Source organism: Castellaniella sp. GW247-6E4 (assembly GCF_040276065.1).
Classification (GTDB): Bacteria; Pseudomonadota; Gammaproteobacteria; order Burkholderiales; family Burkholderiaceae_B; genus Castellaniella.
In genome coordinates, this window is record NZ_JBELOI010000008.1 from 165,201 (window position 1) to 190,798 (window position 25,598).

The following is a 25,598-nucleotide window of genomic DNA, read 5'->3' on the forward strand; positions in this document are numbered from 1 at the left end:
GGAAAGTTTTGTCTGGGTGATCAAATGGGCGGGGGCAGGGTGTCGTCGTCCAGGCCGAGCCACGCCCCCGCACGGCGCAGCTCGTCTTGCAGATCCCGGGTCGGCAGGCGGCGCGGCGGAATTCCCCGGTGGATGGCGAGCGCGGCCCCCGTGCCCGCCGCCTGCCCCATGACGAAACAGCCGCCGGACACGCGCGCGGCCGACTGGCCGCCGTGCGTCATGCCGGCGCAGCGGCCCGCCACCAGGAGGTTGTCGATGCCTTGGGGCAGCAGCATGCGCCAGGGGAGGTGGTTGTATCCGCGGCTGGCGGCCCGGCCGGCCGCGTCCTGCGTGCCGTGCGGCCAGCGGAACTCGACGCGTCCGGCCATGTGTTCCTCGACCGGCCAGCCGTTCACGCCGACCGTGTCCTCGAAGCTCGCGCAAGCCAGCACATCGTCCTCGGTCAGGACGTAGTCGCCCACGATGCGCCGGGTTTCGCGGATGCCGAGCTGCGGCGGCAGATCCAGGAGGTAGGCGTGCTCGAAGCCGGGCATGTCGCGCCGCAGGAAGCCCATGAACTGTGCGGCTTGCCGCCGACCTTCGCTCTCGGCGGCGGACAACTGCCAGGCGTCTGTGCCGTCCACGGGTCCGCCGTCGGGGCGTGCAAGCTGGGTCACGTTCGCACGCCATTCGGCCGGGTTCTTTTGCGGGCGCAGAATCGGCCCCTGGCGCGCAAACCGTTCGCCGCGGGCCTCGGCCGCGCGCATGCGTTCGACCACGTGGCGCCAGGCCTCGCCGGCGCGGACCGGGTCGACGCCGCCGATCCGCATCATTGTGCTGGGATACATCATGGCTTGGCCGTCGGTACCTTTTTCGTACGGAACGCCTGCCAGGGCCGCGACGTCGCCGTCGCCGGTGCAGTCGATGAACTGGCGCGCGCGGATCGCGGCACGTCCGGATTTGGTCTCGACCATGACGACGTCGATGCCGCCGTCCTCGCGCATCAGCACGTCCGCAACCCACGCGTGCAGCAGGACGCGGGCGCCGGATGCCGCCAACAGCTCGTCGGCCGCCACCTTGTAGGCTGCGGTGTCATAGGCCTGCGCCGCCATGCGTCCGCCAAAGAGCAGATGGGGCGTATTGAGGCCGCCGAGCGCGTCGATGCGCTCGAGCAGTTCCGCGCCGGCGCCTTGGACGACCTGGCGAAGCACGCCGTGGACGTTGGCGTGCAGGCCACAGAAATTGGTCACCCCTGCGGCGGTGCCCATACCGCCCAGGAATCCGTAGCGCTCGACCAGCAGGGTGCGCACGCCGCCGCGCGCGGCGCCGACCGCCGCCGCCAGGCCCGCCGGCCCGCCGCCCAGCACCAGCACGTCGACCTCGTCGATGAGCGGCGTGCGCCGTGCAGGCTCGGTGATGGATGGTGGGATTGTCGAGCTCATGATGTGCTTGAAATATACCAGACCGGATGGCGGGCCCTCATTCCTCGACGAAGGCTTCTTTGCGCCGCTTGCGGATGGCCGGCAGCACCATCGCGGCGAGCAGCGCGGCGGCGGACAGCAGCAGCGTGGCGGAGATCGGCCGGCTCACGAGGATGCTCCAATCGCCGCGGGACAGCAGCAGGGCGCGGCGCAGGTTTTCCTCCATCATTGGACCCAGGATCAGCGCCAGCAGCAGCGGCGCCGGCTCCAGGCCGAGTTTGATGAAGACATAGCCGATGAGGCCGAACCAGCCCAGCATCCAGATGTCCCACGCACTGTTGCTCAGGGAGTAGGCCCCGATGGCGCAGAACAACACGATGGCGGGAAACAGCCAACGGTACGGCAGCGTCAGCAGCTTCACCCAGAGGCCGACCAGCGGCAGGTTGAGGACGACGAGAAACGCATTGCCGATCCACATCGAGGCGATGAGCCCCCAGAACAGCTCGGGATTGCTCGTCATGACCTGGGGCCCGGGCTGAATATTGTGGATGATCATGGCGCCGACCATCAGGGCCATCACGCTGTTGGGCGGTAGGCCCAGCGTCAGCAACGGGATGAATGCAGTCTGCGAGCCCGAATTATTGGCCGCCTCGGGCGCGGCGACGCCCCGGATATTGCCGTCGCCCAGGGGGATCTCGCCGGGCTTGAGCTTGATTTTCTTTTCGGCCGTATAGGCCGCGAAGGACGAGAGCACGGCACCACCGCCGGGGAGAATCCCGAGGAAGCTCCCGATCAGCGTGCCGCGAAAGATGGCGGGCGTCATGTGCTTCCAGTCCTTTCGGCTGGGGTACAGGCTGGACAGGCCGACTTTGACGATCTGCCGCTGTTCGTCGGCCCGCGACAGGTTGGCGATGATTTCACCATAGCCGAACAGGCCCATGGCGATGACCACGAAGTCGATCCCGTCGGCCAGCTCGGGGATCTCGAAACCGTAGCGCTGTATGCCCGAATTGACGTCGGCCCCCATCATTCCGAGCAGCAGGCCCAGCACGATCATGCCCAGCGCCTTGAGCACGGAGCCCGAGGCCAGGATCACGGATCCGATCAGCCCCAGGACAATCAGGGAAAAATACTCAGCGGGCCCGAACTTGAACGCCATTGCCGTCAGCGGGATGGCAAAGGCGGCGATCACCACGGTGCCAAAACAACCCGCCACGAACGAGCCCACGGCGGCGGCCGTCAGGGCGGGGCCCGCGCGGCCCTTGCGGGCCATCTGGTAGCCGTCGAGAGTCGTGACCACCGAAGAGATCTCGCCTGGCAGGTTGACCAGGATGGAGGTCGTGGAGCCGCCGTAGGCCGCGCCGTAATAGATGCCCGCGAGCATGATCAACGCCGAGGTGGGGTCCAGCGCGTAGGTGCTGGGCAGGAGTATCGCGATGGTCGCCGTCGGCCCCAGGCCGGGCAGGATGCCGATCATGGTGCCCAGGAGGCAGCCGGCGAAGGCATAGGCGAGGTTGTGAAGCGTAAAGGCGACGCTGAATCCCAGGGCCAGGTTCTGCAACACGTCCATGGCGAAGGTTTCCTTTTCCGGTGGTTCAGCCGGCGATGAAGCCCGGCCAGGCCGGCAGTTGCATGCCCAGGCCCTTGACGAAGATCAGCCAGCCGCCCAGGGCCAGCACGGTGGCGAGGAGGGCCGCTTCACCCAACCGGAACTGCGAGCCTGCGCGGGCGGCCGCAATGGTGGCGATCCAGGCGGCCAGCACGAATCCGAACGCCGGGATGCCCAGCGCGGGCCAGCCGCCCAGCAGGGCTGCAAACAGGGCGTTGGCGAGGATGATGAAGACCAGGGGCTTGCCGGCCCATCGGCCGATCGGCTCGCCGTCAGCGGTTTCGAGGGTCAGGGACTTGATGCAGACGGCCAGGCCGATCAGGACCAGCAGGGCGCTGCACAGCAGCGGGAAATAGCCCGGGCCCATGTGTGCGCTGGTGCCGATCCGATAGGCCGTCGCGCCCCAACCGAAACAGGCTCCGGTGATCACGAAGAGCAGGCCGGAGAAAAAGTCCTTTTGGCTTTTGATGCGCATGGGCGGTGATCCCGTTGGGCGGGCAGACGCACGGCGCCCCCCGCGGTGAAGGCCGATGGCGCGGCCCGGCAATGGACGGATTGTATTGCAGCCCACGCGGTGGCGCGGCCAATTCGACCCGCGGTGTAGAATGCTACTCTCGGGCGGAAGAGGGCGCGAATGCGGCCCCGAGCGCGGCGCGAGACCACCCCGGCCCCGTTCGTGACATGTCTCCCGGCGTTGCTGAACAGCGCCTGATTTGTCCTATGTCAAGAAAACTGACCAGACCCGTGCAGTAGCGGCTTGTAATCCGCCCTTGCGGCCCTACCATTCCCATACGACAGTTTCACTCCTATACGATCAGTTTGATACGCAATCACCATGGCAGCTTTCAATTCCGAGCAGGTCCTCAGCGTGCGCCACTGGAACGACACGCTGTTCTCTTTCAAAACCACGCGGGATCCCGGGCTGCGCTTCCATAACGGCCATTTCGTCATGCTGGGCCTCGAGGTCGACGGCAAGCCCTTGATGCGCGCCTACAGCATCGCCAGCGCGAACCACGAGGACAATCTCGAGTTTCTCAGCATCAAGGTGCCCAACGGCCCGCTCACCTCGCGCTTGCAGCACCTCAAGGCGGGCGACTCCATCCTGGTCAGCCGCAAGCCGGTCGGCACGCTAGTGGCCGACGACCTCGTACCCGGTCGACGCCTGTATCTGTTCGCCACCGGGACGGGCCTGGCGCCGTTCATGAGCATCATCAAGGACCCCGAGGTCTACGAGCGCTTCGAAAAGGTGGTGCTGGTGCACGGGGTGCGCTTTGCGAGCGAGCTCGCCTACTCGGACTACATCCGCGAAGAGCTGCCCCAGGATGAATACCTGGGCGAGATGGTGCGCGACAAGCTCATCTACTACCCGACGGTCACTCGCGAGCCCTTCGCGCATCAGGGCCGCATCACCGCGCTCGTGGATAGCGGGCAATTGTTCCGCGACATCGATTTGCCGCCCTTGGATCCAGCCGTCGACCGCGCGATGATCTGCGGCAGTCCCGCGATGCTCGCCGACGTGCGCCGGATGCTCGACGACCGGGGATTTTCGGTGTCGCCCGGGGTGGGCGAGCCGGGCGACTACGTCTACGAGCGCGCCTTCGCCGAAAAATAAGGCGTTGCCCAGTTCGCGCGACACGGCCCTCCGGCGGATCGTCCGGGGGGCTTTTACTTTTGTCTATTGATCTGTACACTTTGATAGTTGTTAAATTCGAGACACGGACCATCACCATGAGCAAGGCAATCATCCATACCGACACCGCGCCGGCCGCGGTCGGCCCGTACTCCCAGGCCGTCAGCGCCACGGCGGGCCGGCTGGTCTTCCTATCGGGTCAGATCGGCCTCGAGCCGGGCACCGGCGAGCTGGTTTCCGAGAACTTCGAGGGCCAGGTGCGCCAGTCCTTCGCCAATATGCAGGCGGTCATCGCGGCGGCCGGCGGCACCCTCGACAACGTGGTCAAGCTCACCTTGTTCCTGACCGATCTCAGCAAGTTCGCCAGCGCCAATGCGATCATGGCCGAAATCATCCCCGAGCCCTATCCGGCGCGGTCGACGATCGGCGTGGCCAGTCTGCCCAAGGGCGCGCAATTCGAGGTCGAGGCCATCCTCGCCCTTTAGAGGGCCCGTTGAGCGTCGCCGCCCCATCCCGTAAAGCCGCCGCGCGCAAACCGGCGCCGGCCAGGGAGCCCATCGCCTCGCTGGAACGCAAATTCCGCAAACTCGGCTTGTGCGAGCCGGCGGATTTCATCGTCCACCTGCCGCTGCGCTACCTGGACGAGACCCGCATCACGCCCATCGCGCGGGCCAGGGCCGGACAACACGCGGTTCTAGAGGGCGAGATCATCCACAGCGAGGCGCAGTTTCGGCCCCGGCGCCAGTTGCAGGCCGTGCTCGAGGACGGCAGCGGGCGCATCACGCTGCGCTGGCTGCACGCCTATCCCGGCCAGCAAGAGCGCCTGCGCGCGGGCCGGCGGGTGCGGGCGCGCGGCGAGGTGCGCGCGGGCTTCAACGGCCCCGAGATCGTCCATCCCCTGATGACGGAGGCCGGTGCCGCGCTGCCGCGCACCCTCACGCCCGTCTACCCGACCACTCAGGGCCTGAGCCAGGCGAGCCTGCGCAAGGCGATCGACGAGGCGTTGGCGGGCGCCGACCTGGACGACACCCTCCCGCGACAAATCCGCGAGGCCTATGATCTGGCCCCGTTCGACGAATCCCTGCGGATGCTGCACCATCCCGTGCCCGAGGTGTCGCTCGACAGCCTGGCCGAGCATCGCCATCCCGCCTGGCGGCGCATCAAGTTCGACGAGTTGCTGGCCCAGCAGTTGGCTCTGGCCGTGGCGCGTGCGGCCCGGCTGGCCCAGCGCGCGCAGCCGCTGGCGCCGGGGGGGGCGCTGCTCGAGCGCCTGCGCGCCAGCCTGCCATTCGCCCTCACCGGAGCGCAGCAGCGCGCAATCGCACAGATCGCGGCCGATCTGGCCCTGGGCCATCCCATGCATCGCCTGCTGCAAGGCGACGTGGGCAGCGGCAAGACCATCGTGGCGGCTTTCGCCGCCGCGCACGCGATCGCGGCCGGCGCGCAGGTGGCGATCATGGCGCCGACGGAAATCCTCGCCGAACAGCACTTGCGCAAGTTCTCTGAGTGGCTCGAACCCCTCGGGGTGCAGGTAGCCTGGCTCACGGGGGCGGTGGCCGCCGCGCCGCGCCGTGCGGCGCTTGCCGCCATCGCCTCCGGCGAGGCGCGGCTGGTGGTCGGCACCCAGGCTCTGATCCAGGACAAGGTCGTTTTTCGGAACCTGGGATTGGTGATCACCGACGAGCAACATCGTTTCGGCGTGGGCCAGCGCCTGGACCTCAATCGCAAGGGCGAGGCCGGGGATGCCCTGCCGCATCAACTCAGCATGAGCGCAACCCCGATCCCGCGCACCCTGGCGATGGCGTTTTTCGCCGACATGGAGATCTCGGTCATCGACGAGTTGCCGCCGGGGCGCTCACCGGTGCTTACCAAGTTGTTCGCCGACACCCGCCGCGACGAGATTCTGGCGCGGATCGGCGACGAAGTCAGGGCAGGGCGGCAGGCCTACTGGGTCTGCCCGCTGGTCGAGGAAAGTGAGGCGTTGCAGCTCCAGACCGCCGTGGACACCTGGGAGCGCCTGCGTGGCATTCTGCCGGACCTGCGGGTCGGCCTGATGCATGGACGCCTGCCGGCGCAGGACAAGGCCGAGGTGATGGGGGCGTTTCGCGAGGGGCGCATCGACTTGCTGGTCAGCACGACCGTGATCGAGGTGGGCGTTGACGTGCCCAATGCCACGCTGATGGTGATCGAGCACGCCGAGCGCTTCGGCCTGGCGCAGCTCCACCAACTGCGTGGCCGTGTCGGCCGCGGCGCGCACCAGTCCGCTTGCGTGCTGCTCTACCAGCCGCCGCTGTCAGGGGTGGCGCGCGAACGGCTGCGGGCCATGTACGAAACCAGCGACGGCTTCGAGATCGCGCGCCGCGATCTCGCGCAGCGCGGGCCGGGCGAGCTGTTGGGGATCCGCCAGTCCGGGCAGGCGCCACTGCGTTTTGCCGATCTCTCGGACGACGAGGGCTTGCTGGACCAGGCCCGCGAAGCGGCGGCCCGGCTGGCGGCCGATTTTCCAGAACATGCGCTGGCTCATCAGCGCCGCTGGATGCAGGGCCGGGCGCAGTATCTGCGCAGTTGAACCTTCCAGGCTGCATCCACGCATTGCGAGACGCAAGGAATCATCATGACGTTGACGGAATTGAAGTACCTCGTGGCCGTGGCGCGGGAGCGCCACTTCGGGCGCGCTGCCGAGGCGTGCTTCGTCAGCCAGCCGACCCTGTCGGTGGCCATCCGCAAGCTCGAGGAAGAACTGGGGGTGGTCCTCTTCGAGCGCGGCGGCGCCGAGGTCGGCATCACGCCGATTGGCCTGCGTGTCGTTGCCCAGGCCCAACGTGTCCTCGAAGAAAGCGCCAACCTGCGCGAAATCGCTCGTCAGGGCCACGATCCCCTCGAGGGCCCTTTGCGCGTGGGCGTGATCTACACCGTCGGCCCATATCTGCTGCCGCATCTGGTCCCGGCGCAGATTCGCTCGATGCCTCAGATGCCGCTGCTGCTTCAGGAAAACTACACCGCTCGCCTGCTCGAGCTGCTGCGCCAGGGCGAGATCGACTGCGCGATCCTCGCGCTGCCCCTGCCGGATGCGGGATTCGCCCAGTGCGCTCTGTACGACGAACCGTTCTGCGTCGCCCTGCCGCACAATCACCCCTGGGCGTCGAGCAAGCAGATCGATTCCGCGAGACTCAAGGAGGAAACCATGCTGTTGCTGGGTGCCGGACACTGTTTCCGCGATCAAGTGCTCGAGGTCTGTCCGGAGCTCTCCCGCTTTTCGGCGTCCAGTGAGGGCATCCAACGGACCTTCGAAGGGTCCTCGCTCGAAACCATTCGCCACATGGTTGCCGCCGGCATCGGCATCACCGTCATGCCGGCCAGCGCCCTGGGCGTGCATGGCGAAGAGAACCAACTCCTGGCTTTCGTGCCCTTCAAGCCGCCGGTCCCCGACCGCCGGGTGGTCCTGGTCTGGCGCAAGAGCTTCCCGAGATTGGCCGCGATCGAAGCTTTGGTACAGGCCGTGCGCCATTGCGGCATACCGGGCGTGGCCATGCTAGCGGACGCCGCCGCGCTCGAGAGCGAAGCGGGCTAGCCGGTCCGGCGAGGCCTGGACCTGGCCCGAAAGGCGTACGCGTAAACCCTCACGCAGGCCGCGCCCACGCCTTTTGACTTTCGATGTATTCTCTTCGAGAGTTTTCAAAGGAGGCTGTTATGAAGATCCGTGTAACCCCGGTGGCGGCGGCGCTAGGCCTTGCTGCTGGCATGCTGATATCCTCGGTTGCCAGCGCCGACACCATCAAGATCGCTATTGCGGGTCCCTTCACCGGTGCCCTTACCCAATACGGCGACATGGTCAAGGAGGGGGTCGATACCGCAATCGAGACCATCAACGCGTCCGGCGGCGTGCTCGGCAATCAACTCGAGGCCGTCGTCATGGACGACGCGTGCGAGCCCAAACAAGGCCCCGTGGTCGCCAACCGCGTGGTCAACGAAAAGATTCACTACGTGGTCGGCCACGTGTGTTCGGGCGCCACCATCGCGGCCGCGCCCGTCTACAACACCGAGGGCGTGGTCATGGTTTCGCCCTCGGCGACCTCGCCGCTGGTCACCGACGGCAAGAACTTCGACATGATCTTCCGCACCATCGGGCGCGACGATCAGCAAGGCCCCGCGGCCGCCCAGTTCATCGCCGAAAAGATCAAGCCCACATCGGTCGCCGTCCTGCACGACAAGCAGTCCTATGGCCAGGGCATCGCCACCGCAGTTAAAAACGATCTCGAAAAAGCCGGCATCAAGATCGTGCTCTTCGAAGGCATCAACGCTGGCGACAGCGACTACTCGGCCGTCATCACCAAGCTCAAATCCTCGGGCGCCGATTTCGTGTATTACGGCGGCTACCATCCGGAAATGGGCCTGCTGCTGCGCCAGGGTGCCGAACAAGGCCTCAACGTCAAGTTCATGGGCCCCGAAGGCGTCGGCAATCCCGACATCAATGCCATCGCCGGCCCGGCCGTCGAAGGTATGCTCGTCACCTTGCCAGCGGACTTCACGCAGAATCCGGACAACGCCGCGGTCGTCAAGGCGTTCAAGGACAAGAACCGCAATCCGGGCGGCGCATTCCAGCTCACGGCCTATTCGGCGCTGCAATCCATCGCCACGGGCATCAAGGGCGTCGGCGCGGACGATCCGGTCAAGGTCGCCGCCTGGCTGCACGGCAACGCGGTCAAAACTCCGATCGGCGAGATCGCCTGGAACCAGCAAGGCGACCTCAAGGACTTCAAGTTCGACATCTTCACCTGGCACGCCGACGGCAGCAAGACGGTCTTCAAGTAAGCTCATGCGCCGGCGCCCCCATGGGCTCCGGTCCGACGGCAGGCCCAAGGGGCGCGGCAGGTGCCGCGCCCTTCGCGATTCCACGACATGTGTGAACGGGCCTTAATCGTACAATGGCTCCCCTATGACACAAGACCTCACTCTCGCACTGATCGGCGGCGGCAATATGGCCACCGCCTTGGCCACCGGGCTCATCGGGCGGCGCTGCGCCGCGGCCGACATCCACGTCATTGATCCGAACGAGGCGCTGCGCGAGCGATGGGCCGAACAAGGCTCTACCGCCTCGGCCATGCCCGACGAACGCCTGTCCGCCTGCCGCGTCTGGTTTTTCGCGGTCAAGCCGCAGGTCATGCGCGAGGTCGTGCGCCAATGCCGGCCTTTCCTGCGGCCGGGCACGCTGGTGATCAGCATCGCCGCCGGCATTCCCGCCGAGACCATCGGCCGCTGGCTGGGCGAGGCCGACGCGCCCTATGCCCGGCTCGTGCGCTGCATGCCCAACACGCCCGCCCTGATCGCCAGCGGCATTACCGGCATGTATCCGATGCGGGGGGTCGAGGCGGACGATCGCGCGCTGGCCGAAAGCCTGCTGCGCGCGGTGGGCGAGGTGGTCTGGGTCGAGCGCGACGAGGCGATCGACGCCGTGACCGCCGTGTCGGGCAGCGGTCCGGCCTATGTGTTTCTGTTCCTCGAGGCCCTGATCGAGGCCGGCGTCGAGCAGGGCCTCTCGCCCGAGCAGGCACGGCAGCTCGCGCTGGCGACCTTGCACGGCGCTACGCAGCTTGCCGCCTTGTCGCCCGATGCACCATCGGTCCTGCGTGAGCGGGTCACCTCCAAGGGCGGGACCACCGCCGCGGCCCTGGCCGTATTCCAGGAGGCGGACTTCACCGGGATCGTGGGCCGGGCCGTCCAGGCGGCGGCCGAGCGTGCGGCGGCGCTTGCGCGCGAGCTCTCGGGCGCGCCCGAGTGAACGCCGCGCCGCACGTTGCATAGCGGGCCTTGCGCGGCCCGGCGCTGAATCCGATCTTCCGGCCTCGACCATCGCAAACCGATGTAAGGGATTAACCGTAGTGACACCCATTCGGCTACTCGTCAGAATTACGCCTGCCGCTCAGGGCGGAAAGCTGAAAACCCAGGCTTACCGTTGAATGGCTGACGCCCCAATAGGGCGCAGGTATTTTGCGGTTGGCTCTACCGGAGACTATTCGAATGAATTTCGAGAAGCGCGTCACACCCCTCATGTTGGCGATCGGCGCCATGACCATGGCCGCCGGCGTCCAGGCGGATACCCTCAAGATCGGGATTCCGCAGCCCATGACGGGCCCGGCCACCCAGTATGGCGACCAGATCCAGGCGGGTGCCTTGACCGCGATCGATGCGCTCAATGCCGCCGGCGGCATCAAGGGCATGAAGATCGAGCCGCTGCTGATCGACGACGGTTGCGAACCCAAGCAGGCCGTCCCCGCCGCCAACCGCGTGATCAACTCCGGCGCCAAGTTCGCCGTGGCGCACGCGTGCTCCGGCACCACCGTCCCGGCCGTCAACGTCTACGAACAGGAAGGCATCGTCGCGATCACTCCGGGCGCGACTTCGCCCCTGGTCACCGACACGATCAAGCCGCATTTCTTCTTCCGCACCATTGGCCGCGACGATCAGCAAGGCCCATTCGCCGCCGACTATATCGCCAAGCAGCTCAAGCCCTCCAAGGTTGCCATCCTGCACGACAAGCAGACCTACGGTTCGGGCGTCGCCACCCAGGTCCAGACCGCTTTGCAGAAGAGCGGCGTGAACGTCGCCATGTTTGAGGGGATCAACGTGGGCGACAGCGACTATTCCGCCGTGATCTCCAAGCTCAAGGCGCTGGGCCCCGACCTGATCTACTTTGGCGGCTATCACGCCGAACTCGGCCTGCTGCTGCGCCAGGCGCGCGAGCAGGGCCTCGACACCCAGTTCATGGGCCCCGAAGGCGTGGCCAACAAGGACTTGGTAGCCATCGCCGGCCCGGCCGTCGACAAGCTCCTGGTCACCTTGCCGGCGGACTTCACTAAAATGAAGGGCAACGAGCAGATTCTCGAGCACTTCAAGCAGTACAAGCGCAGCCCGGACGGCGCCTTCACCATGACCGCCTACGCCGCCGTTCAAATCCTGGCCGACAGTATCAACGCTGTGGGCGCCGACCCCGCCAAGGTCGCCGACCACATGCACAGCAGCAGCTTCAACACCGCCATCGGCAAGGTGGACTACGACGCCAAGGGCGACCTGAAACACTTCGAGTTCGCGGTGTTCCGCTGGGACGGTCAAGGCAGTATGACCCAGATCCAGCCCTGATCGAGGACCGCCAGCCCGGGCGCCGGCCTGGGCTGGTCCTGATCGCGGTCTCGCGGGCGCTCGCGGCCCGCGGTCGATTTCTTCCCCGGAAATCCTCTCCCTCCCTGGAAATCCTCTCTTTATGTCCGATCTGCTTCCTCTCCTTACGCAACAGCTCTTCAACGGACTGTCGCTCGGCGCGATCTATGCGCTGATCGCCATCGGCTACACCATGGTCTACGGCATCATCGGGATGATCAACTTCGCGCATGGCGAAATCTACATGATCGGCGCCTATGTCGGCCTGGTGACTTTGTCGGCCATCGGCGTGAACAGCGGCCTGCCGCTGCCGGTCATCATCCTGCTCATGCTGCTGGTGGCGATCCTGGTGACCGCGGTCTATGGCTTTGCGGTCGAGAAGGTCGCTTATGCGCCCTTGCGCGGCAGCCCCCGGCTGGTGCCCCTGATCTCGGCGATCGGGATGTCGATCTTCCTGCAAAACTGGGTGGCCACGGGACAGGGCGCGCGCGACATGGCCGTGCCTTCGTTGATCTCCGGCTCGGTCGAGTTCACCTTCGGGGGCAGCGACTTCACCGTCACCGCGCCGTATTCGCGCATCATGATCATCGTGGTGACGATATTGCTGATGATCGGCCTGTCCCTGTTCATCAAGTATTCGCGCACGGGCCAGGCCTCGCGCGCCTGCTCGCAAGACCTGCATATGGCCAATCTGCTGGGCATCGACACCAACCGCATCATTTCCTTCACATTCGTGATCGGGGCGATGCTGGCGGCGGTGGGCGGCGTGCTGATCGCCTTGGCCATCGGCAAGCTCAATCCCTTCATCGGCTTCATTGCCGGCATCAAGGCTTTCACGGCGGCCGTGCTGGGCGGCATCGGCAGCATCCCCGGCGCCATGCTGGGCGGCGTCCTGCTGGGTCTGGCCGAGACCTTCGCCGCCGCGTTCATCTCCTCTCAGTACAAGGACATCGTCGCCTTCCTGTTGCTGGTGTTCATTCTGCTGTTCCGTCCGACGGGCCTGCTGGGCAAACCCGAAGTGGAAAAAGTCTAATGTTTCAGAACCTCAAAAACGCGGTGATCGCCGCCATCATGGCGGGGGTCATCATCGCCCCGGTCTTCGGCCTGCAGATTCTGCGCCGTGGGCAGGAGACCTACCTCCAGCCCGAGTGGGACTACATCCTTGGCGGCATGGCGATCATTTTCGTGATCCAGCTCCTGCGGCCGCTGTTCATCCGCAGGAAATCCGGCGATGCGCCGCGCTGGCGCCTGCCGGCGATCTCGGACAAGGGGCGCCAGCGGGCCGTCCTGGTGCTGGTACTGTTCGCCCTGGTGTGGCCGTTTTTTACGGGCCGCGCCCAGGTGGACATCGCCACCCTGGTGCTGATCTACATCATGCTCGGCCTGGGCCTCAATATCGTAGTGGGCTTCGCGGGGCTGCTCGACCTGGGTTTCGTCGGCTTTTACGCCGTGGGTGCCTACACCTACGCCTTGCTCTTCCACTGGGCGGGGTGGGGCTTCTGGCAGGCCCTGCCGCTGGCCGGCCTGATGTCTGCGTTCTTCGGTTTCATCCTGGGCTTTCCGGTGCTGCGGCTGCGTGGCGACTACTTGGCCATCGTCACCCTGGGCTTTGGCGAGATCATTCGCTTGATGCTCATCAATCTCTATGGCCTGACAGGCGGCCCGGATGGGATTTCCGGTATCCCCAAACCATCATTTTTCGGCTATCAGCTCGTGCGCCGCTCGACTGACGGCACCCCGACCTTTCACGAAATGATGGGCTGGACCTTCAACAGCCAGGACGTGGTGATCTACCTATACTTGATGGCGCTGTGTCTGGCCTTGGTGACGCTGTTCGTCTCGAGCCGGGTCATCCGCATGCCGATCGGCCGCGCCTGGGAGGCCTTGCGCGAGGATGAGATCGCCTGCCGGTCGTTGGGCCTCAACCCCACCACGATCAAGCTCTCCGCCTTCACCATGGGGGCAATGTTCGCCGGCTTCGGCGGTGCGTTCTTCGCCGCGCGTCAGGGCCTGGTCAATCCCGAGTCCTTCACCTTCATCGAATCCGCGCTGATCCTGGCCATTGTCGTGCTGGGAGGCATGGGCTCGCAGGTCGGGGTGATCCTCGCGGCGATCCTGCTGACGGTGGTTCCCGAGATCGCCCGTGAATTCGCGCAGTACCGGATGCTGATCTTCGGCCTGGTGATGGTGGTCATGATGGTCTGGCGCCCGCAGGGCCTGCTCCCGGTCAAACGTCCGCACGTGGAAATGGAATCATGAGTGAAGCACTATTGAAGGTCAGCGGACTGACCATGCGCTTCGGCGGCCTGCTGGCCGTCGATCAGGTGGAATTCGAGGTTCGCGGGGACGAGGTGTTCGCCATCATCGGTCCCAACGGCGCGGGCAAGACCACGGTGTTCAACTGCGTGGGCGGTTTCTACAAGCCGACCGCCGGCGACATTGTCATGGACGGCCAGCCCATCACTGGCGAGCCCAGCCACAAGGTGGCGCGCCACGGCCTGGTGCGCACGTTCCAGAACGTGCGCCTGTTCAAAAACCTCACCGTGCTGGAAAACCTGCTCGTTGCCCAGCACACCCAGATGCAGACTGGCTTGCTGCACGGGCTGCTCAAGGTGCCGTCCTTTCGCAAGTCGGAATCCGAGGCCAAGCGCCGCGCGGCGGAGTGGCTGGACTTCATGGACATCCGCCAGTACGCCAACCGCGAGGCCGGCAATCTGGCCTACGGACACCAGCGCCGCCTCGAGATCGCGCGCTGCATGATCACCAAGCCACGCCTGTTGATGCTCGACGAACCGGCCGCAGGCCTCAATCCCCAGGAAAAACGCGACCTGCAGGCCCTGATCGACCAGTTGCGCCGCGAGTTCGGCGTGGCCGTCCTGCTAATCGAGCATGACATGAGCCTCGTCATGGGGGTGTCCGACCGTATCCTGGTCATGGAACACGGCAAGCCCATTACCACCGGCCTGCCCGAGGAGGTCCGCACGGATCCCCGCGTCATCAAAGCCTACCTCGGGGAATGAACCGTGCTCAAGCTTGAAAACGTCAACACTTTCTACGGCGCCATCCAGGCGCTCAACGATGTCTCGGTCGAGGTCAACCAGGGCGAGATCGTGACCCTGATCGGTGCCAATGGCGCAGGCAAGACCACCTTGCTGATGACCGTTTGCGGCAACCCCCGGGCGCGCTCGGGCGCCATCCACTTCCTGGGCGAGGACATCACTCACCTGCCCACGCACATGGTCATGCAGCGCGGCATCGCCATTTCCCCGGAAGGCCGACGCGTGTTCCCAGACCTGACGGTGGCCGAGAATCTCAATATGGGCGGCTTTTTTCTGGATCGTCGCCAGACCGAGGAAAGCCTCGAGCACGTCTTTGAGCTGTTCCCGCGCCTCAAGGAACGCGCCGGCCAGCGCGCCGGCACCATGTCGGGCGGCGAGCAGCAGATGCTGGCCATCGGCCGCGCCCTGATGACGCGGCCCAAGCTGCTGCTGCTCGATGAACCGACCTTGGGCCTCGCGCCTCTGATCATCGCCCAGATCTTCGATATCATCCGCACCATCCGCGAGGAGGGCGTGACGGTATTTCTGGTCGAGCAGAACGCCAACAAGGCCTTGCAGGTGGCCGATCGCGGCTACGTGCTCGAGACCGGCAAGGTCGTGCTGCACGATACGGGTGCGAACTTGCTGGTCAACGACGAGGTCCGCAAGGCCTACCTGGGCGCCTGAGCGTGCGGCGCGGATTGTGCGCCGCATGCTCAGAGGCGCCTATGTGAGGTCCTGGGCCGCGAGGGCCGCCTTGACCCCTGCGTCGGCCTGCAGACGAGCCTGGAACCGGCGCAGCGCATCCATCCCCGGCAACTCGACCGAGAGCGCGTCGGCCCAGCGCAGGAGCGTGTATAGATAGGGATCGGCCAGCGAGCGCTGGCCGGTCAGCCAATCGCGGTCCTCGAGCTGACGATTGGCCACGGCGAACAGCCCTTGAAGTTTTTCCACCGCCTTGCCCTTGAGAATCTCCGCTACGCCCTCGTCGCCCGCGCCGAAGTGCAGCGCGCCGAATACCAGGGCAAAGGTGCGATGCAGGTCGGCGTTGCAGAACGCCAGCCAGCGGCGGGTTTCCGCCCGCTCGCGGAGCGTCTCGCCCAGCAGCCCGGCCGCAGGGTTGAGCTCTGCGAGGTATTCCAGAATCGCCACGCTCTGGGTCAGCACAAAGTCGCCATCGACCAGGGTCGGCACCGCGCCGACGGGGTTGAGCGCCAGGTACTCGGCCTCTTTGGTCTGTTCGCGCGTGATCCGGCACGTCTCATAGGGCTTGCCGATCCATTCGAGGGCGATATGCGTGACCAGCGGGCAGGCGCCCGGGAAATAATAAAGTTTCATGGTGTGCTCGGCGAGAATCCAAAGGTGAGGAACAGCTTTGTTTATACCACCGGGCGCGGAGCCGGGCGAACCGCGTTCCACGCTGCCCTTGAGTTAGACTATCGGTGCTTGTCATTCGACGCCCATCACTGTGGTTCGCAGGAGTTCCCTCATGGCTGATTCGCCTTTGCGCATTGTTTTCCTGGACCGGGATTCCCTGCCCGCGGATGCCGATTTCCAGGGCCCATCGGTTCCTCACGAGCTGGTCCTGTATCCCCGCACAGCGCCGGAACAGGTCCTCGAACGCATTCGCGACGCCGACGTCGTGGTGGTCAACAAAGTTCCGATTGGGGCCGAATCGCTGCGTCACGCCACGCGCCTGCGTCTGATCGCGTTGATCGCCACGGGCTCCGACAACATCGATCTGGACACCTGCGAGCGGCGCGGCATCGTGGTCTCGAATGTGCGCGACTATGCCGTCCACTCGGTGCCCGAGCACACCATGGCGCTGATGCTCGCCCTGCGTCGCAACCTGATCGCCTATCGACAGTCGGTGATCGACGGCCGCTGGCAGACGGCGAGCAGCTTCTGCTACCTGGATTATCCGATCCGCGATCTGGCGCGCTCGACGCTGGGCATCATCGGCCGGGGTGCGCTGGGCGAGGCGGTGGCCGAACTGGCCCGCGCCTTTGGGATGAAGGTGCAGTTCGCGGCACGCAAGGAGGTCGATGCGCCGGCCGAGGACTACACCTCGTTTTCCCACGTCCTGCGCTCCAGCGACGTCATCAGCCTGCATTGCCCGCTGAATGCACAAACGCGCGGCATGATCGGTGAGGCCGAGTTCGCGCTCATGGAACGGCGCCCCTTGTTGATCAATACCGCGCGCGGCGGCCTGGTGGACGAGCCCGCGCTGGTGCGTGCAATGCGCGAAGGGCGCCTGTCGGGTGCGGCCTTCGACGTGGCCAGCCAGGAGCCCCCCGGGCTGGCACACCCCCTCATGGCCCTGGTCGGCATGCCGAATTTCATTCTCACGCCGCACGTGGCGTGGGCCAGCGACGAGGCCATCGCGGCGCTGATCCAGCAGGTGCGCGACAATATCGAGGCGTTTTGCCGAGACGAACCGCGCAATATGGTGACCGCCTTCAACCGTTGAGGCGCCCATTCCCTTTTCTTCGAGACCACCCATGAACCACCCCTTCCGCGTCGCTATCAACGGCTATGGTCGCATCGGTCGTTGCGTGCTGCGCGCCCTGGTTGAATCCGGCCGGGACCGCGATATCGAACTCGTCGCCATCAACGAGCCGGCCGATCTTTCGTCCATGGCCTACCTGACGCACTTCGATTCGACCCACGGGGTGTTTCCTGGCACGGTCGAGGAAGCGCCCGAAGGCCTGCGGATCAATGGTCGCCTGATCCGCGTCCACCACGGGCGCGCACCCGACGACTGCCCGTGGGGGGACCTCGGCATCGATCTGCTGCTCGAGTGCTCCGGGGCCTACGGGACGCGCGACGCCTTGGAAGCCTTCCTGGATGCGGGCTGTCCGCGCGTCCTGGTTTCGCAGCCCGCACGCAGCGCCGCCGATGTCGACCATACCGTGGTCTATGGCATCAACGACGGGGGGCTGGACGCCAGCCAGCGCATCGTGTCGGCGGCCTCGTGCACGACCAACGCCATCGTGCCCGTGCTCGACTTGCTGGACCGCGGGCCAGGCGTGCGCAATGCCTACCTGACCACGCTGCATTCGGTCATGAACGACCAGCCCATGATCGATGGCTATCATCATGCCGATTTGCGTCGCACGCGCTCGGCGATGCAGTCCATCGTGCCGGTGTCCACCGGCCTGGCGCAAGGCGTCGAGCGCTTGCTGCCCGGCTTGGCCGGCAGAATCCAGGCCAAGGCGGTGCGCGTGCCCATCCTGAACGTCTCCGCCATCGATCTGGCGGTCAATCTGCGCCAGCCGAGCGACGTCGAAGCGCTCAACGGCCTGTTCAGAGAGGCGGCCCGCGAACGGCCCGAGCTGCTGGCTTGCACCAATCGCCCCCATGCCTCGGTCGATTTCAATCACGACCCGCACTCGGCGATCGTCGACCTCAGCCACACCCGTGTGAATGGCGGCGATTTTGCAAACCTGCTGATCTGGTTCGACAACGAGTGGGGCTTTGCCAATCGCATGCTGGATGTCGCCCAGGCCTGGGCGGCGCTGTTCATGGGCGTGTCCGCCGAGGCCGCCGGCCAGCCCTCAATTTTTCCACAAGGAGCACGTCATCATGGCTGAAAGCCGTACCGAAACCGATTCCATGGGCCCGATCGAGGTGCCCGCCGCGCGCTATTGGGGCGCGCAGACCCAGCGCTCGATCCAGAATTTCCCCATCGGTGTGGATCGTTTCCGCTGGCAGCCTCCGGTGATCCGCGCCCTGGGCATCCTCAAAAAAGCCGCCGCTCAGGCCAATGCCGAGCTGGGCGAGCTGCCCCCCGAGATCGGCGGCTTGATCGTGCGCGCGGCCGACGAGGTCATCGCCGGCAAGCTCGACGGCGAGTTCCCCCTGGTGGTGTTTCAGACCGGCTCGGGCACGCAGTCCAACATGAACGCCAACGAGGTGATCGCCAACCGCGCCATCGAGCTCGCGGGCGGCACGATCGGGTCCAAGGCCCCCGTGCATCCGAACGACCACGTCAACCGTGGACAATCCTCCAACGACACATTCCCGACGGCCATGCACATCGCGGTGGCCCAGGAACTTGCCCAGCGCTTCTTTCCGGCGGTCGGCCAGCTGCGCGCGACCCTCGATGCCAAGGCCCGCGCCTACGAAGGGATCGTCAAGACCGGCCGCACCCACCTGCAGGACGCCACGCCCATCACACTGGGTCAGGAAATCAGCGCCTGGGTCGCACAGATTGATTTCGGACTGGATGCCGTGCAGTCGGCCCTGCCGGGCGTCTACGACCTGGCCATCGGCGGTACCGCCGTGGGGACGGGCCTCAACGCCCATCCGCGTTTTGGCGAGCTCGCAGCCGCGCGCATCGCCGACATCACCGGCCTGCCGTTTCGCGGCGCCGCCAACAAGTTCTTTGCGCTCTCGGCGCACGACGCCCTGGTCAGCCTCTCGGCGGCGCTACGCACGCTGGCTGGCGCGCTGATGAAGATCGCCAACGACGTGCGCTGGCTCGCCAGCGGTCCGCGCTGCGGGATCGGCGAGCTCCTGATTCCCGAAAACGAGCCGGGGTCCTCCATCATGCCAGGCAAGGTCAACCCCACGCAATGCGAGGCATTGACCATGGTTTGCGTCCAGGTCTTCGGCAACGATGCGGCCACGGCCTTCGCCGGCTCGCAGGGCAATTTCCAGCTCAACGTCTACAAGCCCGTCATGGTGCACAATGTGCTCGAGAGCATCGAGCTGTTGGCAGACGCCTGCCTGGCGTTCGACGAGCACTGCGCCACGGGCATCGAGCCCAACCGGCCGCGCATCGACGAAAACCTCGAAAAGAACCTGATGCTGGTGACCGCCCTGAACCGCCACATCGGCTACGACAAGGCCGCGGCCATTGCCAAGAAAGCCCACAAAGATCACAGCACGCTGCGCGAGGCCGCCCTGGCCCTGGGATTCCTGAGCGATGCGCAGTACGATGAATGGATCATCCCCTTGGACATGACCCATCCCAGTTGAGGCTTGTATGAAAACCCTTCCAGTCCGCATCAAGCGCGTCTACGAAGAGGCGACGGAGGCCGATGGCTTCCGCGTCTTCGTCGATCGCCTGTGGCCCCGCGGAGTCTCCAAGGCGGACTTCGCCTATGATCTCTGGAGCAAGGATCTTGCACCCAGCCCGGCGCTGCGCACCTGGTTCGGACACAAGGTCGAGCGCTGGGAGGGTTTCCGCGAGCGCTATGCCTCCGAGCTGCACGAGCCGGCGTGCCAACAGGCAATAGGCGGGATATTCGCCGCGGCCAAGGGCAGGGCGGTCACGCTGGTCTACGGCGCGCGCGACCCCGAGCACAACCAGGCCCTGATCCTCGCCGGGGAAATGAACGCCTACGCAAAGCGCCACAAGACCTGAGAATAGGGGGGCCATATGGTGCTGCTTTATTGGGGGGCCGACTCATTGTGGGCCCTGGCCGCCATCGGGCTGATCGTGTCGTTGGCGGTGATCCTGGGGATCCAGGCGCATCGCATGCGGGTGCTTGGCGGCAACGAAGAGCTCGTCGGCATGCATGGCGAGGTGACCCAGGCCTCGGATGGGCGCGGAAAGGCCTATGCTCTGGTGCGCGGCGAGATCTGGCGCGTGCATTCGCGCGAGCCGCTGGCCGAGGGCGACGACGTGCGTGTGCGCGCTGCGCGCGGCCTCACGCTCGAGGTCGAGCGTCCGGCCGAGCGGGCCGGGCGGGCGCCCGACCAACCTTCCACCACCCAAGGGGGTGAATCATGATTTTCCTCGACATCGATACGGGGCTGAGCATTCTGGTCCTCGTCGTCCTAGTGGCGATGCTCTTCAAGCTGTTCCGGATCCTGCGCGAATACGAGCGCGCGGTGATCTTCACACTCGGCCGCTATACGGGCACCAAGGGCCCGGGGCTGGTCATCGTCATCCCGTTCCTGCAGCAGCTGGTGCGGGTCGACCTGCGGGTGGTGACCATGGACATCCCACCCCAGGACGTGATTTCACGCGACAACGTCTCGGTGCAAGTCAACGCAGTGGTGTATTTCCGGGTCGTCGCGCCGGAAAAGGCCATCATCCAGGTCGAGCACTATCTCGAAGCCACCAGCCAGCTCGCACAAACCACGCTGCGCGCCGTGCTCGGCAAGCACGAGCTCGACGAGATGCTGAGCGAACGCGAAAAACTCAACCACGATGTGCAGGTCATTCTCGATGCCCAGACCGATGGCTGGGGCATCAAGGTGACGGCGGTCGAAATCAAGCACATCGACTTGAACGAAACCATGGTGCGGGCGATGGCCCGGCAGGCCGAAGCCGAGCGTGACCGGCGAGCCAAGATCATCCACGCCGAGGGCGAGCGCCAAGCCGCGCAAGCATTGCAGGAGGCCGCGCACACCTTGTCGCAGGAGCCCTCCGCCATGCAATTGCGCTATCTCCAAACCTTGACCCAGGTGGCCGGAGACAAGTCCTCGACCCTGGTCTTTCCGGTGCCCATCGACCTCTTGGCGGGGTTTCTGGGCAAGGGGGCGCCGCCGGCGGCGCCCGACGACGATAGGCGCTAGGGCGTGCTGCCTGGCTCATTGGCCAGCAGTTGGCCGATGACCGCGCCCACCCGCAAGTCGTCGAGCGAGCCGAAATGGTGCAGGCGGATGTCGCCCGCCTGGTCCAGGACGATGAGGCTGGGGGTGCCCTGCAGCCGGTAGGCCTGCATGGTCAATGGGATGGGATTGCCCCTGGGGTCGGCCATGTCGATTCCGACCGGGAAGGTGATCCGGTACTCATGCAGAAAGGCCTTCAGCGCGACCTCGCCCATGGCCTCATGATGCTCGAACACCGTGTGCAGGCCGATCACGCGCACGCGCCCCGGCGGGAAGGCGTTGTGGATCGCCTTGGCCTGCGGGATGCCGTGGGACACACAGCCCGGGCATAGCATCTGAAAGGCATGCAGCACCACGACCGAGCCTTTCAGGCCCTCGAGGTCGAGCGGCTCGTCGGTGTTCAACCACCGGGCGATCTGCAAGGCCGGGGCGTGTTCATGATAGGGCATGTCGTAGGGTCCGGAAACGGTGGGCGCGGCCGGTGGGCCACGGCTCCAGGGTCTATCATAAGTCGTGTGTCTTGTCAGGGAAAGCTTACGGCCCGTACTGATATTTCGCGTCGGATCAAGCAGGCCATGGTGTAATGGCCGGGGCGCCGGTCCAGTGTTTTTCCTGACGGTCGCTGTGGCTTATACTGACCCTATGATCCGGGCCTGTCCCAAGAACAATCTTATTTTCGGAGATTCACGATGAAGCTATCCGCGATCGCCCTGTGCGCATCCTTACTCGCGATGGGCGGCGCCGCGCAGGCGGCCCCCGACTACGCCCAGGTCAAAGACATTCTCACCAAGAATGCCTGTCTGGCCTGTCATGCCGTCGACAAGAAGGTCGTCGGGCCGGCCTACCAAGAGGTCGCGGCCAAGCACAAAGGCCAGGCCGACGCGGCCGAGGTGCTGACCAAGCACATCCGTTCAGGCAGTTCGGGGGTCTACGGCCCGATTCCGATGCCGCCTAACGCCGGCATCTCGGACGCCGACATCAAGACCGTCGTCGAGTGGCTGATCGCGGGCGCCTCCCAATAACACGGCGCGACGGGCGACCCTGCGACAGGCCACGTCATCCAGGGCCTTCGCAGGGTTTTTCATTTGGACATCAAGCATATATTCAGGCGCGCACCATGAAGAGAGCACACCCCATCGCCGGGCTGGAACCCCAATCAATTTCCGTCGAGGTCTTGCAGGAAAAGTACGCCAAGGGCGGGGAAACCAGCATCACCGAGATTCAACAGCGTGTGGCGCGCGCCCTGGCGGCTGTCGAAAAAAAGCCCCGCCGCAAACACTTCGAAGCACTATTCCTCGAGGCCCAGCAGCGCGGCTTCATCCCGGCCGGGCGGATCAATTCGGCGGCGGGCACCGACCTGTCGGCCACGCTGATCAACTGCTTCGTTCAACCCGTGGGCGATTCAGTCTCGGCCGCGGTGGATGGACGTCCCGGTATTTATGATGCCCTACAGAAGGCCGCCGAGACGATGCGCCGGGGCGGGGGCGTGGGCTACGACTTCAGCCACATCCGGCCGGCGGGCGCCGCAGTCAAGGGCACGGCCTCCAAGGCCTCGGGCCCGGTTTCGTACATGCGTGTCTTCGACCGCTCCTGCGAGACCGTCGAATCGGCGGGCGCGCGGCGCGGTGCGCAGATGGGCGTGCTCAGCGTCAGCCATCCCGACATCGAATCCTTCGTGCGCGCCAAGCAAACCAGCGGCGAGCTCACCAACTTCAACGTGTCGGTCAGCGTCACCGACGAGTTCATGCGGGCGGTCGAAAACGACGACACATTCCCCCTCACGCACCCGGCCGAGCCGGGTGTCGATCTGCTGGCGGCCGGCGCCCGGCCGCGCGACGACGGCATATGGATCTACAAGGAAATCCGTGCCCGCGACCTGTGGGATGAGATCATGCGCTCGACCTACGACTACGCCGAGCCGGGGGTGTTGTTCCACGACCAGATCAACCGCGAAAACAATCTGCACTACATCGAGGTGCTCGAGGCCACGAACCCGTGCGGGGAGCAACCCCTGCCAGGCTATGGCTGCTGCTGCCTGGGCTCGATCGACCTGACGCGCTTCGTGCGCAACCCCTTTGGCTTCGGCGGCTCGCCCGAGGTTGATTGGCAGGCTCTCGCCGAGGTCACGGGCGTGGCGGTGCGTATGCTCGACAACGTCCTGGACGCCACGGTGTGGCCATTGCCCGAGCAGGCCGCCGAGGCCGCGAACAAGCGCCGCGTGGGCCTGGGTGTCACTGGCCTGGGCGATGCCCTGATCATGCTCGAGCTGGCCTACGACAGTGACGAGGCGCGCCGCCTGGCGGGCCGCTTCACCCGCGAGGTGGCCGAGGCCGCCTACCGGGCCTCGGTGGCCCTGGCCCGCGAGCGCGGCGCGTTCCCGGCCTTCCAGGCTGAAGCCTACCTGGCCAGCGGCTTCGCCCAGCGACTGCCCGAGGACATCCGCCAGGCGATCCGCGAACACGGAATCCGCAACAGCCACCTGACCTCGATCGCGCCGACGGGCACGATTTCGCTCGCTTTTGCCGACAACGCGTCCAATGGCATCGAGCCCCCGTTCTCGTGGACCTATACCCGAACCAAGCGCATGGCCGACGGCGGCAAGCAGGACTACGTGGTCGAGGACCATGCCTATCGGCTGTACCGGCTGATGGGCGGGGACGTATCCGGCGGGCTGCCGCCGTATTTCCGTACCGCGCTCGAAATCTCGGCGCGCGACCATGCCTTGATGGTGGCGGCCGTCAAGGACCACGTCGACGCTGCGATCTCCAAGACCGTCAACGTCGCCGTGGACTATCCCTACGAGGATTTCAAAGACCTGTACCTGCAGGCCTGGAAGCTCGGCCTCAAGGGCATCACCACCTATCGCCCGAGCGGCAAGCGCGCCGCCGTGCTGTCGGTCGCGCCCGTCGTCGAGGCGCCTCAGCCCGAGGCGATCCTGCTGTCCGAGGCCGATCGGCGCCTGGTACTCAAACGCACCATTGAGCCGGTGCTCAACAGCCTGCGCTGGCCCAGCCGGCCGCGCCTGCCGCGCGGCGCCTCGGCCTGGGCATCCGATACGATCGAGACCCCGGATGGCAGCTTCGTAGTGTTTGTCTCGGATCTGTCCAAGCGGCCCTTCGAGGTCTGGGTCAACGGCGCCCGTCCGCCGCGCGGCCTGGGCTCCGTCGCCAAGATGCTCAGCCTCGACATGTACACCGACGATACGCCATGGCTGAACCGCAAGCTCGAGGTCCTCGCGCGCACCAACGGCGGCTCGGCCTTTCAGATCACCGACCCCGAGACCGGTGAACCCGTCTGGCTGCCTTCGACCGTCGCCGCGCTGGCGCGCCTCGTAGGTTTTCGCCATCGCAGCCTGGGGATCTCCGCCGACGGCCAGGCCTCGGCCATGATGGACGCCTTGATCGCCCCGCGTGAGCCCAAGACCGGCACCGATGGCACCATGGGCTGGATCTGCGACGTGCTCAATCCCGTGACGGGCGACGATTTCGTGCTCATGATGAAAGAGCTGCGGATGCCCGACGGATTGACGCGGCCGTATTCCGTATGGGGCGCGGGTAAATTCCCGCGCGCCTTCGAGGGCTTGTTCAAGCTGCTCAGCCTGGACATGCGCATCGTGGATCCGGCCTGGATCGCCATGAAACTGCGCAAGCTCCTGAAGTACGCCGAGCCCCAGGGCGACTTTCTCGCGCGGGTGCCGGGCGGTGACAAATCGGCCTCGTTCCCATCCACCGAAGCCTACATCGCGCGCCTGGTCATCCACCGCTATGCGATGCTGGGAATCCTGGACGAGCAGGGCGAGCCGCTCGAACAGATGGGCGTCGTCCAAGCCGAAAGCGCAGAGGGCGCTCCGCGCCTCCAGCAGACCGAGCCGCTCGTCGCCATGATGGGCGCCGAATGCCCCGAGTGCCACTTGCACCGCGTCATCAAAAAGGACGGATGCCAATTCTGCACCCAATGCGGCTACCAAGGAGCATGTGGATGAGACAGGACACCGGACAGTCCCTGCGGACTGTCCGGTGCCTGTCGAATCGGAGCGGCGTGCAAGCCGCGACGTGGAGGGCTGCCTCGGCTCGAGAGTCCCTGCGGACTGTCCGGTGCCTGTCGAATCGGAGCGGCGTGCAAGCCGCGAGGTGGAGGGATGCCTCGTCTTGAGAGTCCCTGCGGACTGTCCGGTGCCTGTCGAATCGGAGCGGCGTGCA

The 25,598-nt window shown here is 65.7% G+C and carries 24 protein-coding genes; 19 read left to right on the plus strand and 5 right to left on the minus strand.

What is annotated here, in order from left to right; all coding sequences use genetic code 11:
• Positions 1–20 precede the first annotated feature (20 nt).
• From ABS761_RS11585 to ABS761_RS11595, 3 genes are read right to left on the minus strand one after another with little or no spacing between them, the layout of a single operon-like run.
• Positions 21–1,421, minus strand: a complete 1,401-nt coding sequence (locus tag ABS761_RS11585; protein ID WP_350408481.1) for an FAD-dependent oxidoreductase — start codon at positions 1,419–1,421, stop codon at positions 21–23.
• Between the two features lie 37 nt (positions 1,422–1,458).
• Entirely contained in the window at positions 1,459–2,970 is a 1,512-nt protein-coding gene (locus ABS761_RS11590) for a tripartite tricarboxylate transporter permease (RefSeq protein ID WP_350408482.1), read from the minus strand.
• A gap of 25 nt (positions 2,971–2,995) precedes the next feature.
• Positions 2,996–3,484, minus strand: a complete 489-nt coding sequence (locus tag ABS761_RS11595) for a tripartite tricarboxylate transporter TctB family protein (protein WP_350408483.1) — start codon at positions 3,482–3,484, stop codon at positions 2,996–2,998.
• A 360-nt stretch (positions 3,485–3,844) separates the two neighbouring features.
• On the opposite strand from ABS761_RS11595, the gene ABS761_RS11600 reads away from it, so the two are divergent.
• The 11 genes from ABS761_RS11600 (at position 3,845) to ABS761_RS11650 (ending at position 15,519) form a co-directional block, all read left to right on the plus strand.
• Positions 3,845–4,621 (plus strand): ferredoxin--NADP reductase, encoded by a 777-nt coding sequence (locus ABS761_RS11600; protein ID WP_350408485.1) that lies wholly within the window; start codon positions 3,845–3,847, stop codon positions 4,619–4,621.
• A 116-nt stretch (positions 4,622–4,737) separates the two neighbouring features.
• A complete protein-coding gene (locus ABS761_RS11605; RefSeq protein ID WP_350408486.1) occupies positions 4,738–5,124 on the plus strand; it encodes a Rid family detoxifying hydrolase in 387 nt (128 codons plus the stop codon).
• An 8-nt stretch (positions 5,125–5,132) separates the two neighbouring features.
• A complete protein-coding gene (gene recG / locus ABS761_RS11610; RefSeq protein WP_350408487.1) occupies positions 5,133–7,208 on the plus strand; it encodes an ATP-dependent DNA helicase RecG in 2,076 nt (691 codons plus the stop codon).
• Between the two features lie 45 nt (positions 7,209–7,253).
• Entirely contained in the window at positions 7,254–8,210 is a 957-nt protein-coding gene (locus tag ABS761_RS11615) for a LysR substrate-binding domain-containing protein (protein ID WP_350408488.1), read from the plus strand.
• 119 nt (positions 8,211–8,329) lie between these two features.
• Complete coding sequence (locus ABS761_RS11620) at positions 8,330–9,451, plus strand: branched-chain amino acid ABC transporter substrate-binding protein (RefSeq protein ID WP_350408489.1); 1,122 nt, start codon at positions 8,330–8,332, stop codon at positions 9,449–9,451.
• Positions 9,452–9,575: 124 nt separating this feature from the next.
• The gene (proC, locus tag ABS761_RS11625; RefSeq protein WP_350408490.1) at positions 9,576–10,418 is read left to right on the plus strand and encodes a pyrroline-5-carboxylate reductase; all 843 of its coding nucleotides are present in this window, start codon (positions 9,576–9,578) and stop codon (positions 10,416–10,418) included.
• Between the two features lie 239 nt (positions 10,419–10,657).
• On the plus strand, positions 10,658–11,776 hold the full coding sequence (locus ABS761_RS11630) for a high-affinity branched-chain amino acid ABC transporter substrate-binding protein (RefSeq protein WP_350408491.1): 1,119 nt from the start codon (positions 10,658–10,660) through the stop codon (positions 11,774–11,776).
• Between the two features lie 121 nt (positions 11,777–11,897).
• Positions 11,898–12,827, plus strand: a complete 930-nt coding sequence (locus ABS761_RS11635; RefSeq protein ID WP_350408492.1) for an ABC transporter permease subunit — start codon at positions 11,898–11,900, stop codon at positions 12,825–12,827.
• Positions 12,827–14,053: a high-affinity branched-chain amino acid ABC transporter permease LivM gene (locus tag ABS761_RS11640; RefSeq protein ID WP_350408493.1), complete on the plus strand. Its 1,227-nt coding sequence runs from the start codon at positions 12,827–12,829 to the stop codon at positions 14,051–14,053. The genes ABS761_RS11635 and ABS761_RS11640 overlap by 1 nt, the downstream gene beginning before the upstream one ends.
• The gene (gene livG, locus ABS761_RS11645) at positions 14,050–14,814 is read left to right on the plus strand and encodes a high-affinity branched-chain amino acid ABC transporter ATP-binding protein LivG (RefSeq protein WP_350408494.1); all 765 of its coding nucleotides are present in this window, start codon (positions 14,050–14,052) and stop codon (positions 14,812–14,814) included. Before ABS761_RS11640 ends, livG begins: the two co-directional genes overlap by 4 nt.
• 3 nt (positions 14,815–14,817) lie before the next feature.
• Positions 14,818–15,519: an ABC transporter ATP-binding protein gene (locus tag ABS761_RS11650; protein WP_350408495.1), complete on the plus strand. Its 702-nt coding sequence runs from the start codon at positions 14,818–14,820 to the stop codon at positions 15,517–15,519.
• A 39-nt stretch (positions 15,520–15,558) separates the two neighbouring features.
• On the opposite strand, the gene ABS761_RS11655 is transcribed toward ABS761_RS11650, so the two are convergent.
• Complete coding sequence (locus ABS761_RS11655) at positions 15,559–16,170, minus strand: glutathione S-transferase family protein (RefSeq protein ID WP_350408496.1); 612 nt, start codon at positions 16,168–16,170, stop codon at positions 15,559–15,561.
• Positions 16,171–16,321: 151 nt separating this feature from the next.
• Between ABS761_RS11655 and ABS761_RS11660 the strand changes: the two genes are divergently transcribed.
• The 6 genes from ABS761_RS11660 to ABS761_RS11685 are packed head-to-tail and all read left to right on the plus strand — an operon-like array spanning position 16,322 to position 21,363.
• Positions 16,322–17,302 (plus strand): D-2-hydroxyacid dehydrogenase, encoded by a 981-nt coding sequence (locus ABS761_RS11660; RefSeq protein WP_350408498.1) that lies wholly within the window; start codon positions 16,322–16,324, stop codon positions 17,300–17,302.
• A gap of 31 nt (positions 17,303–17,333) precedes the next feature.
• The gene (locus ABS761_RS11665; RefSeq protein WP_350408499.1) at positions 17,334–18,425 is read left to right on the plus strand and encodes a type I glyceraldehyde-3-phosphate dehydrogenase; all 1,092 of its coding nucleotides are present in this window, start codon (positions 17,334–17,336) and stop codon (positions 18,423–18,425) included.
• Positions 18,418–19,815 (plus strand): class II fumarate hydratase, encoded by a 1,398-nt coding sequence (gene fumC / locus ABS761_RS11670; protein ID WP_350408501.1) that lies wholly within the window; start codon positions 18,418–18,420, stop codon positions 19,813–19,815. Before ABS761_RS11665 ends, fumC begins: the two co-directional genes overlap by 8 nt.
• Before the next feature lie 7 nt (positions 19,816–19,822).
• Positions 19,823–20,203 carry a DUF488 domain-containing protein gene (locus tag ABS761_RS11675; RefSeq protein WP_350408503.1) on the plus strand — a complete coding sequence of 127 codons (381 nt, stop codon included), beginning with the start codon at positions 19,823–19,825 and terminating at the stop codon, positions 20,201–20,203.
• 15 nt (positions 20,204–20,218) lie between these two features.
• Positions 20,219–20,572 (plus strand): NfeD family protein, encoded by a 354-nt coding sequence (locus tag ABS761_RS11680; RefSeq protein WP_350408504.1) that lies wholly within the window; start codon positions 20,219–20,221, stop codon positions 20,570–20,572.
• 56 nt (positions 20,573–20,628) lie between these two features.
• Entirely contained in the window at positions 20,629–21,363 is a 735-nt protein-coding gene (locus tag ABS761_RS11685; RefSeq protein ID WP_502881422.1) for a slipin family protein, read from the plus strand.
• Here the strand turns inward: ABS761_RS11685 and ABS761_RS11690 are convergent.
• On the minus strand, positions 21,360–21,848 hold the full coding sequence (locus ABS761_RS11690; RefSeq protein WP_350408507.1) for a redoxin domain-containing protein: 489 nt from the start codon (positions 21,846–21,848) through the stop codon (positions 21,360–21,362). The two genes, ABS761_RS11685 and ABS761_RS11690, sit on opposite strands and share 4 nt — an antisense overlap.
• 240 nt (positions 21,849–22,088) lie before the next feature.
• Here ABS761_RS11690 and ABS761_RS11695 point away from each other — a divergent pair, with 240 nt between their 5' ends.
• A complete protein-coding gene (locus tag ABS761_RS11695; protein ID WP_350408508.1) occupies positions 22,089–22,421 on the plus strand; it encodes a c-type cytochrome in 333 nt (110 codons plus the stop codon).
• A gap of 95 nt (positions 22,422–22,516) precedes the next feature.
• Positions 22,517–25,381, plus strand: a complete 2,865-nt coding sequence (locus ABS761_RS11700) for an adenosylcobalamin-dependent ribonucleoside-diphosphate reductase (RefSeq protein ID WP_350408509.1) — start codon at positions 22,517–22,519, stop codon at positions 25,379–25,381.
• The last annotated feature ends 217 nt before the right edge of the window (positions 25,382–25,598 follow it).

Excerpts from the sequence above, each read along its gene's own strand:
- ABS761_RS11585 (WP_350408481.1), bottom strand. The coding sequence starts at position 1,421 with ATGAGCTCGACAATCCCACCATCCATCACCGAGCCTGCACGGCGCACG.
- ABS761_RS11590 (WP_350408482.1), bottom strand. The coding sequence starts at position 2,970 with ATGGACGTGTTGCAGAACCTGGCCCTGGGATTCAGCGTCGCCTTTACG.
- ABS761_RS11595 (WP_350408483.1), bottom strand. The coding sequence starts at position 3,484 with ATGCGCATCAAAAGCCAAAAGGACTTTTTCTCCGGCCTGCTCTTCGTG.
- ABS761_RS11600 (WP_350408485.1), top strand. The coding sequence starts at position 3,845 with ATGGCAGCTTTCAATTCCGAGCAGGTCCTCAGCGTGCGCCACTGGAAC.
- ABS761_RS11605 (WP_350408486.1), top strand. The coding sequence starts at position 4,738 with ATGAGCAAGGCAATCATCCATACCGACACCGCGCCGGCCGCGGTCGGC.
- ABS761_RS11615 (WP_350408488.1), top strand. The coding sequence starts at position 7,254 with ATGACGTTGACGGAATTGAAGTACCTCGTGGCCGTGGCGCGGGAGCGC.
- ABS761_RS11620 (WP_350408489.1), top strand. The coding sequence starts at position 8,330 with ATGAAGATCCGTGTAACCCCGGTGGCGGCGGCGCTAGGCCTTGCTGCT.
- proC (WP_350408490.1), top strand. The coding sequence starts at position 9,576 with ATGACACAAGACCTCACTCTCGCACTGATCGGCGGCGGCAATATGGCC.
- ABS761_RS11630 (WP_350408491.1), top strand. The coding sequence starts at position 10,658 with ATGAATTTCGAGAAGCGCGTCACACCCCTCATGTTGGCGATCGGCGCC.
- ABS761_RS11635 (WP_350408492.1), top strand. The coding sequence starts at position 11,898 with ATGTCCGATCTGCTTCCTCTCCTTACGCAACAGCTCTTCAACGGACTG.
- ABS761_RS11640 (WP_350408493.1), top strand. The coding sequence starts at position 12,827 with ATGTTTCAGAACCTCAAAAACGCGGTGATCGCCGCCATCATGGCGGGG.
- livG (WP_350408494.1), top strand. The coding sequence starts at position 14,050 with ATGAGTGAAGCACTATTGAAGGTCAGCGGACTGACCATGCGCTTCGGC.
- ABS761_RS11655 (WP_350408496.1), bottom strand. The coding sequence starts at position 16,170 with ATGAAACTTTATTATTTCCCGGGCGCCTGCCCGCTGGTCACGCATATC.
- ABS761_RS11660 (WP_350408498.1), top strand. The coding sequence starts at position 16,322 with ATGGCTGATTCGCCTTTGCGCATTGTTTTCCTGGACCGGGATTCCCTG.
- ABS761_RS11665 (WP_350408499.1), top strand. The coding sequence starts at position 17,334 with ATGAACCACCCCTTCCGCGTCGCTATCAACGGCTATGGTCGCATCGGT.
- fumC (WP_350408501.1), top strand. The coding sequence starts at position 18,418 with ATGGCTGAAAGCCGTACCGAAACCGATTCCATGGGCCCGATCGAGGTG.
- ABS761_RS11675 (WP_350408503.1), top strand. The coding sequence starts at position 19,823 with ATGAAAACCCTTCCAGTCCGCATCAAGCGCGTCTACGAAGAGGCGACG.
- ABS761_RS11680 (WP_350408504.1), top strand. The coding sequence starts at position 20,219 with ATGGTGCTGCTTTATTGGGGGGCCGACTCATTGTGGGCCCTGGCCGCC.
- ABS761_RS11685 (WP_502881422.1), top strand. The coding sequence starts at position 20,629 with ATGCTCTTCAAGCTGTTCCGGATCCTGCGCGAATACGAGCGCGCGGTG.
- ABS761_RS11690 (WP_350408507.1), bottom strand. The coding sequence starts at position 21,848 with ATGCCCTATCATGAACACGCCCCGGCCTTGCAGATCGCCCGGTGGTTG.
- ABS761_RS11695 (WP_350408508.1), top strand. The coding sequence starts at position 22,089 with ATGAAGCTATCCGCGATCGCCCTGTGCGCATCCTTACTCGCGATGGGC.
- ABS761_RS11700 (WP_350408509.1), top strand. The coding sequence starts at position 22,517 with ATGAAGAGAGCACACCCCATCGCCGGGCTGGAACCCCAATCAATTTCC.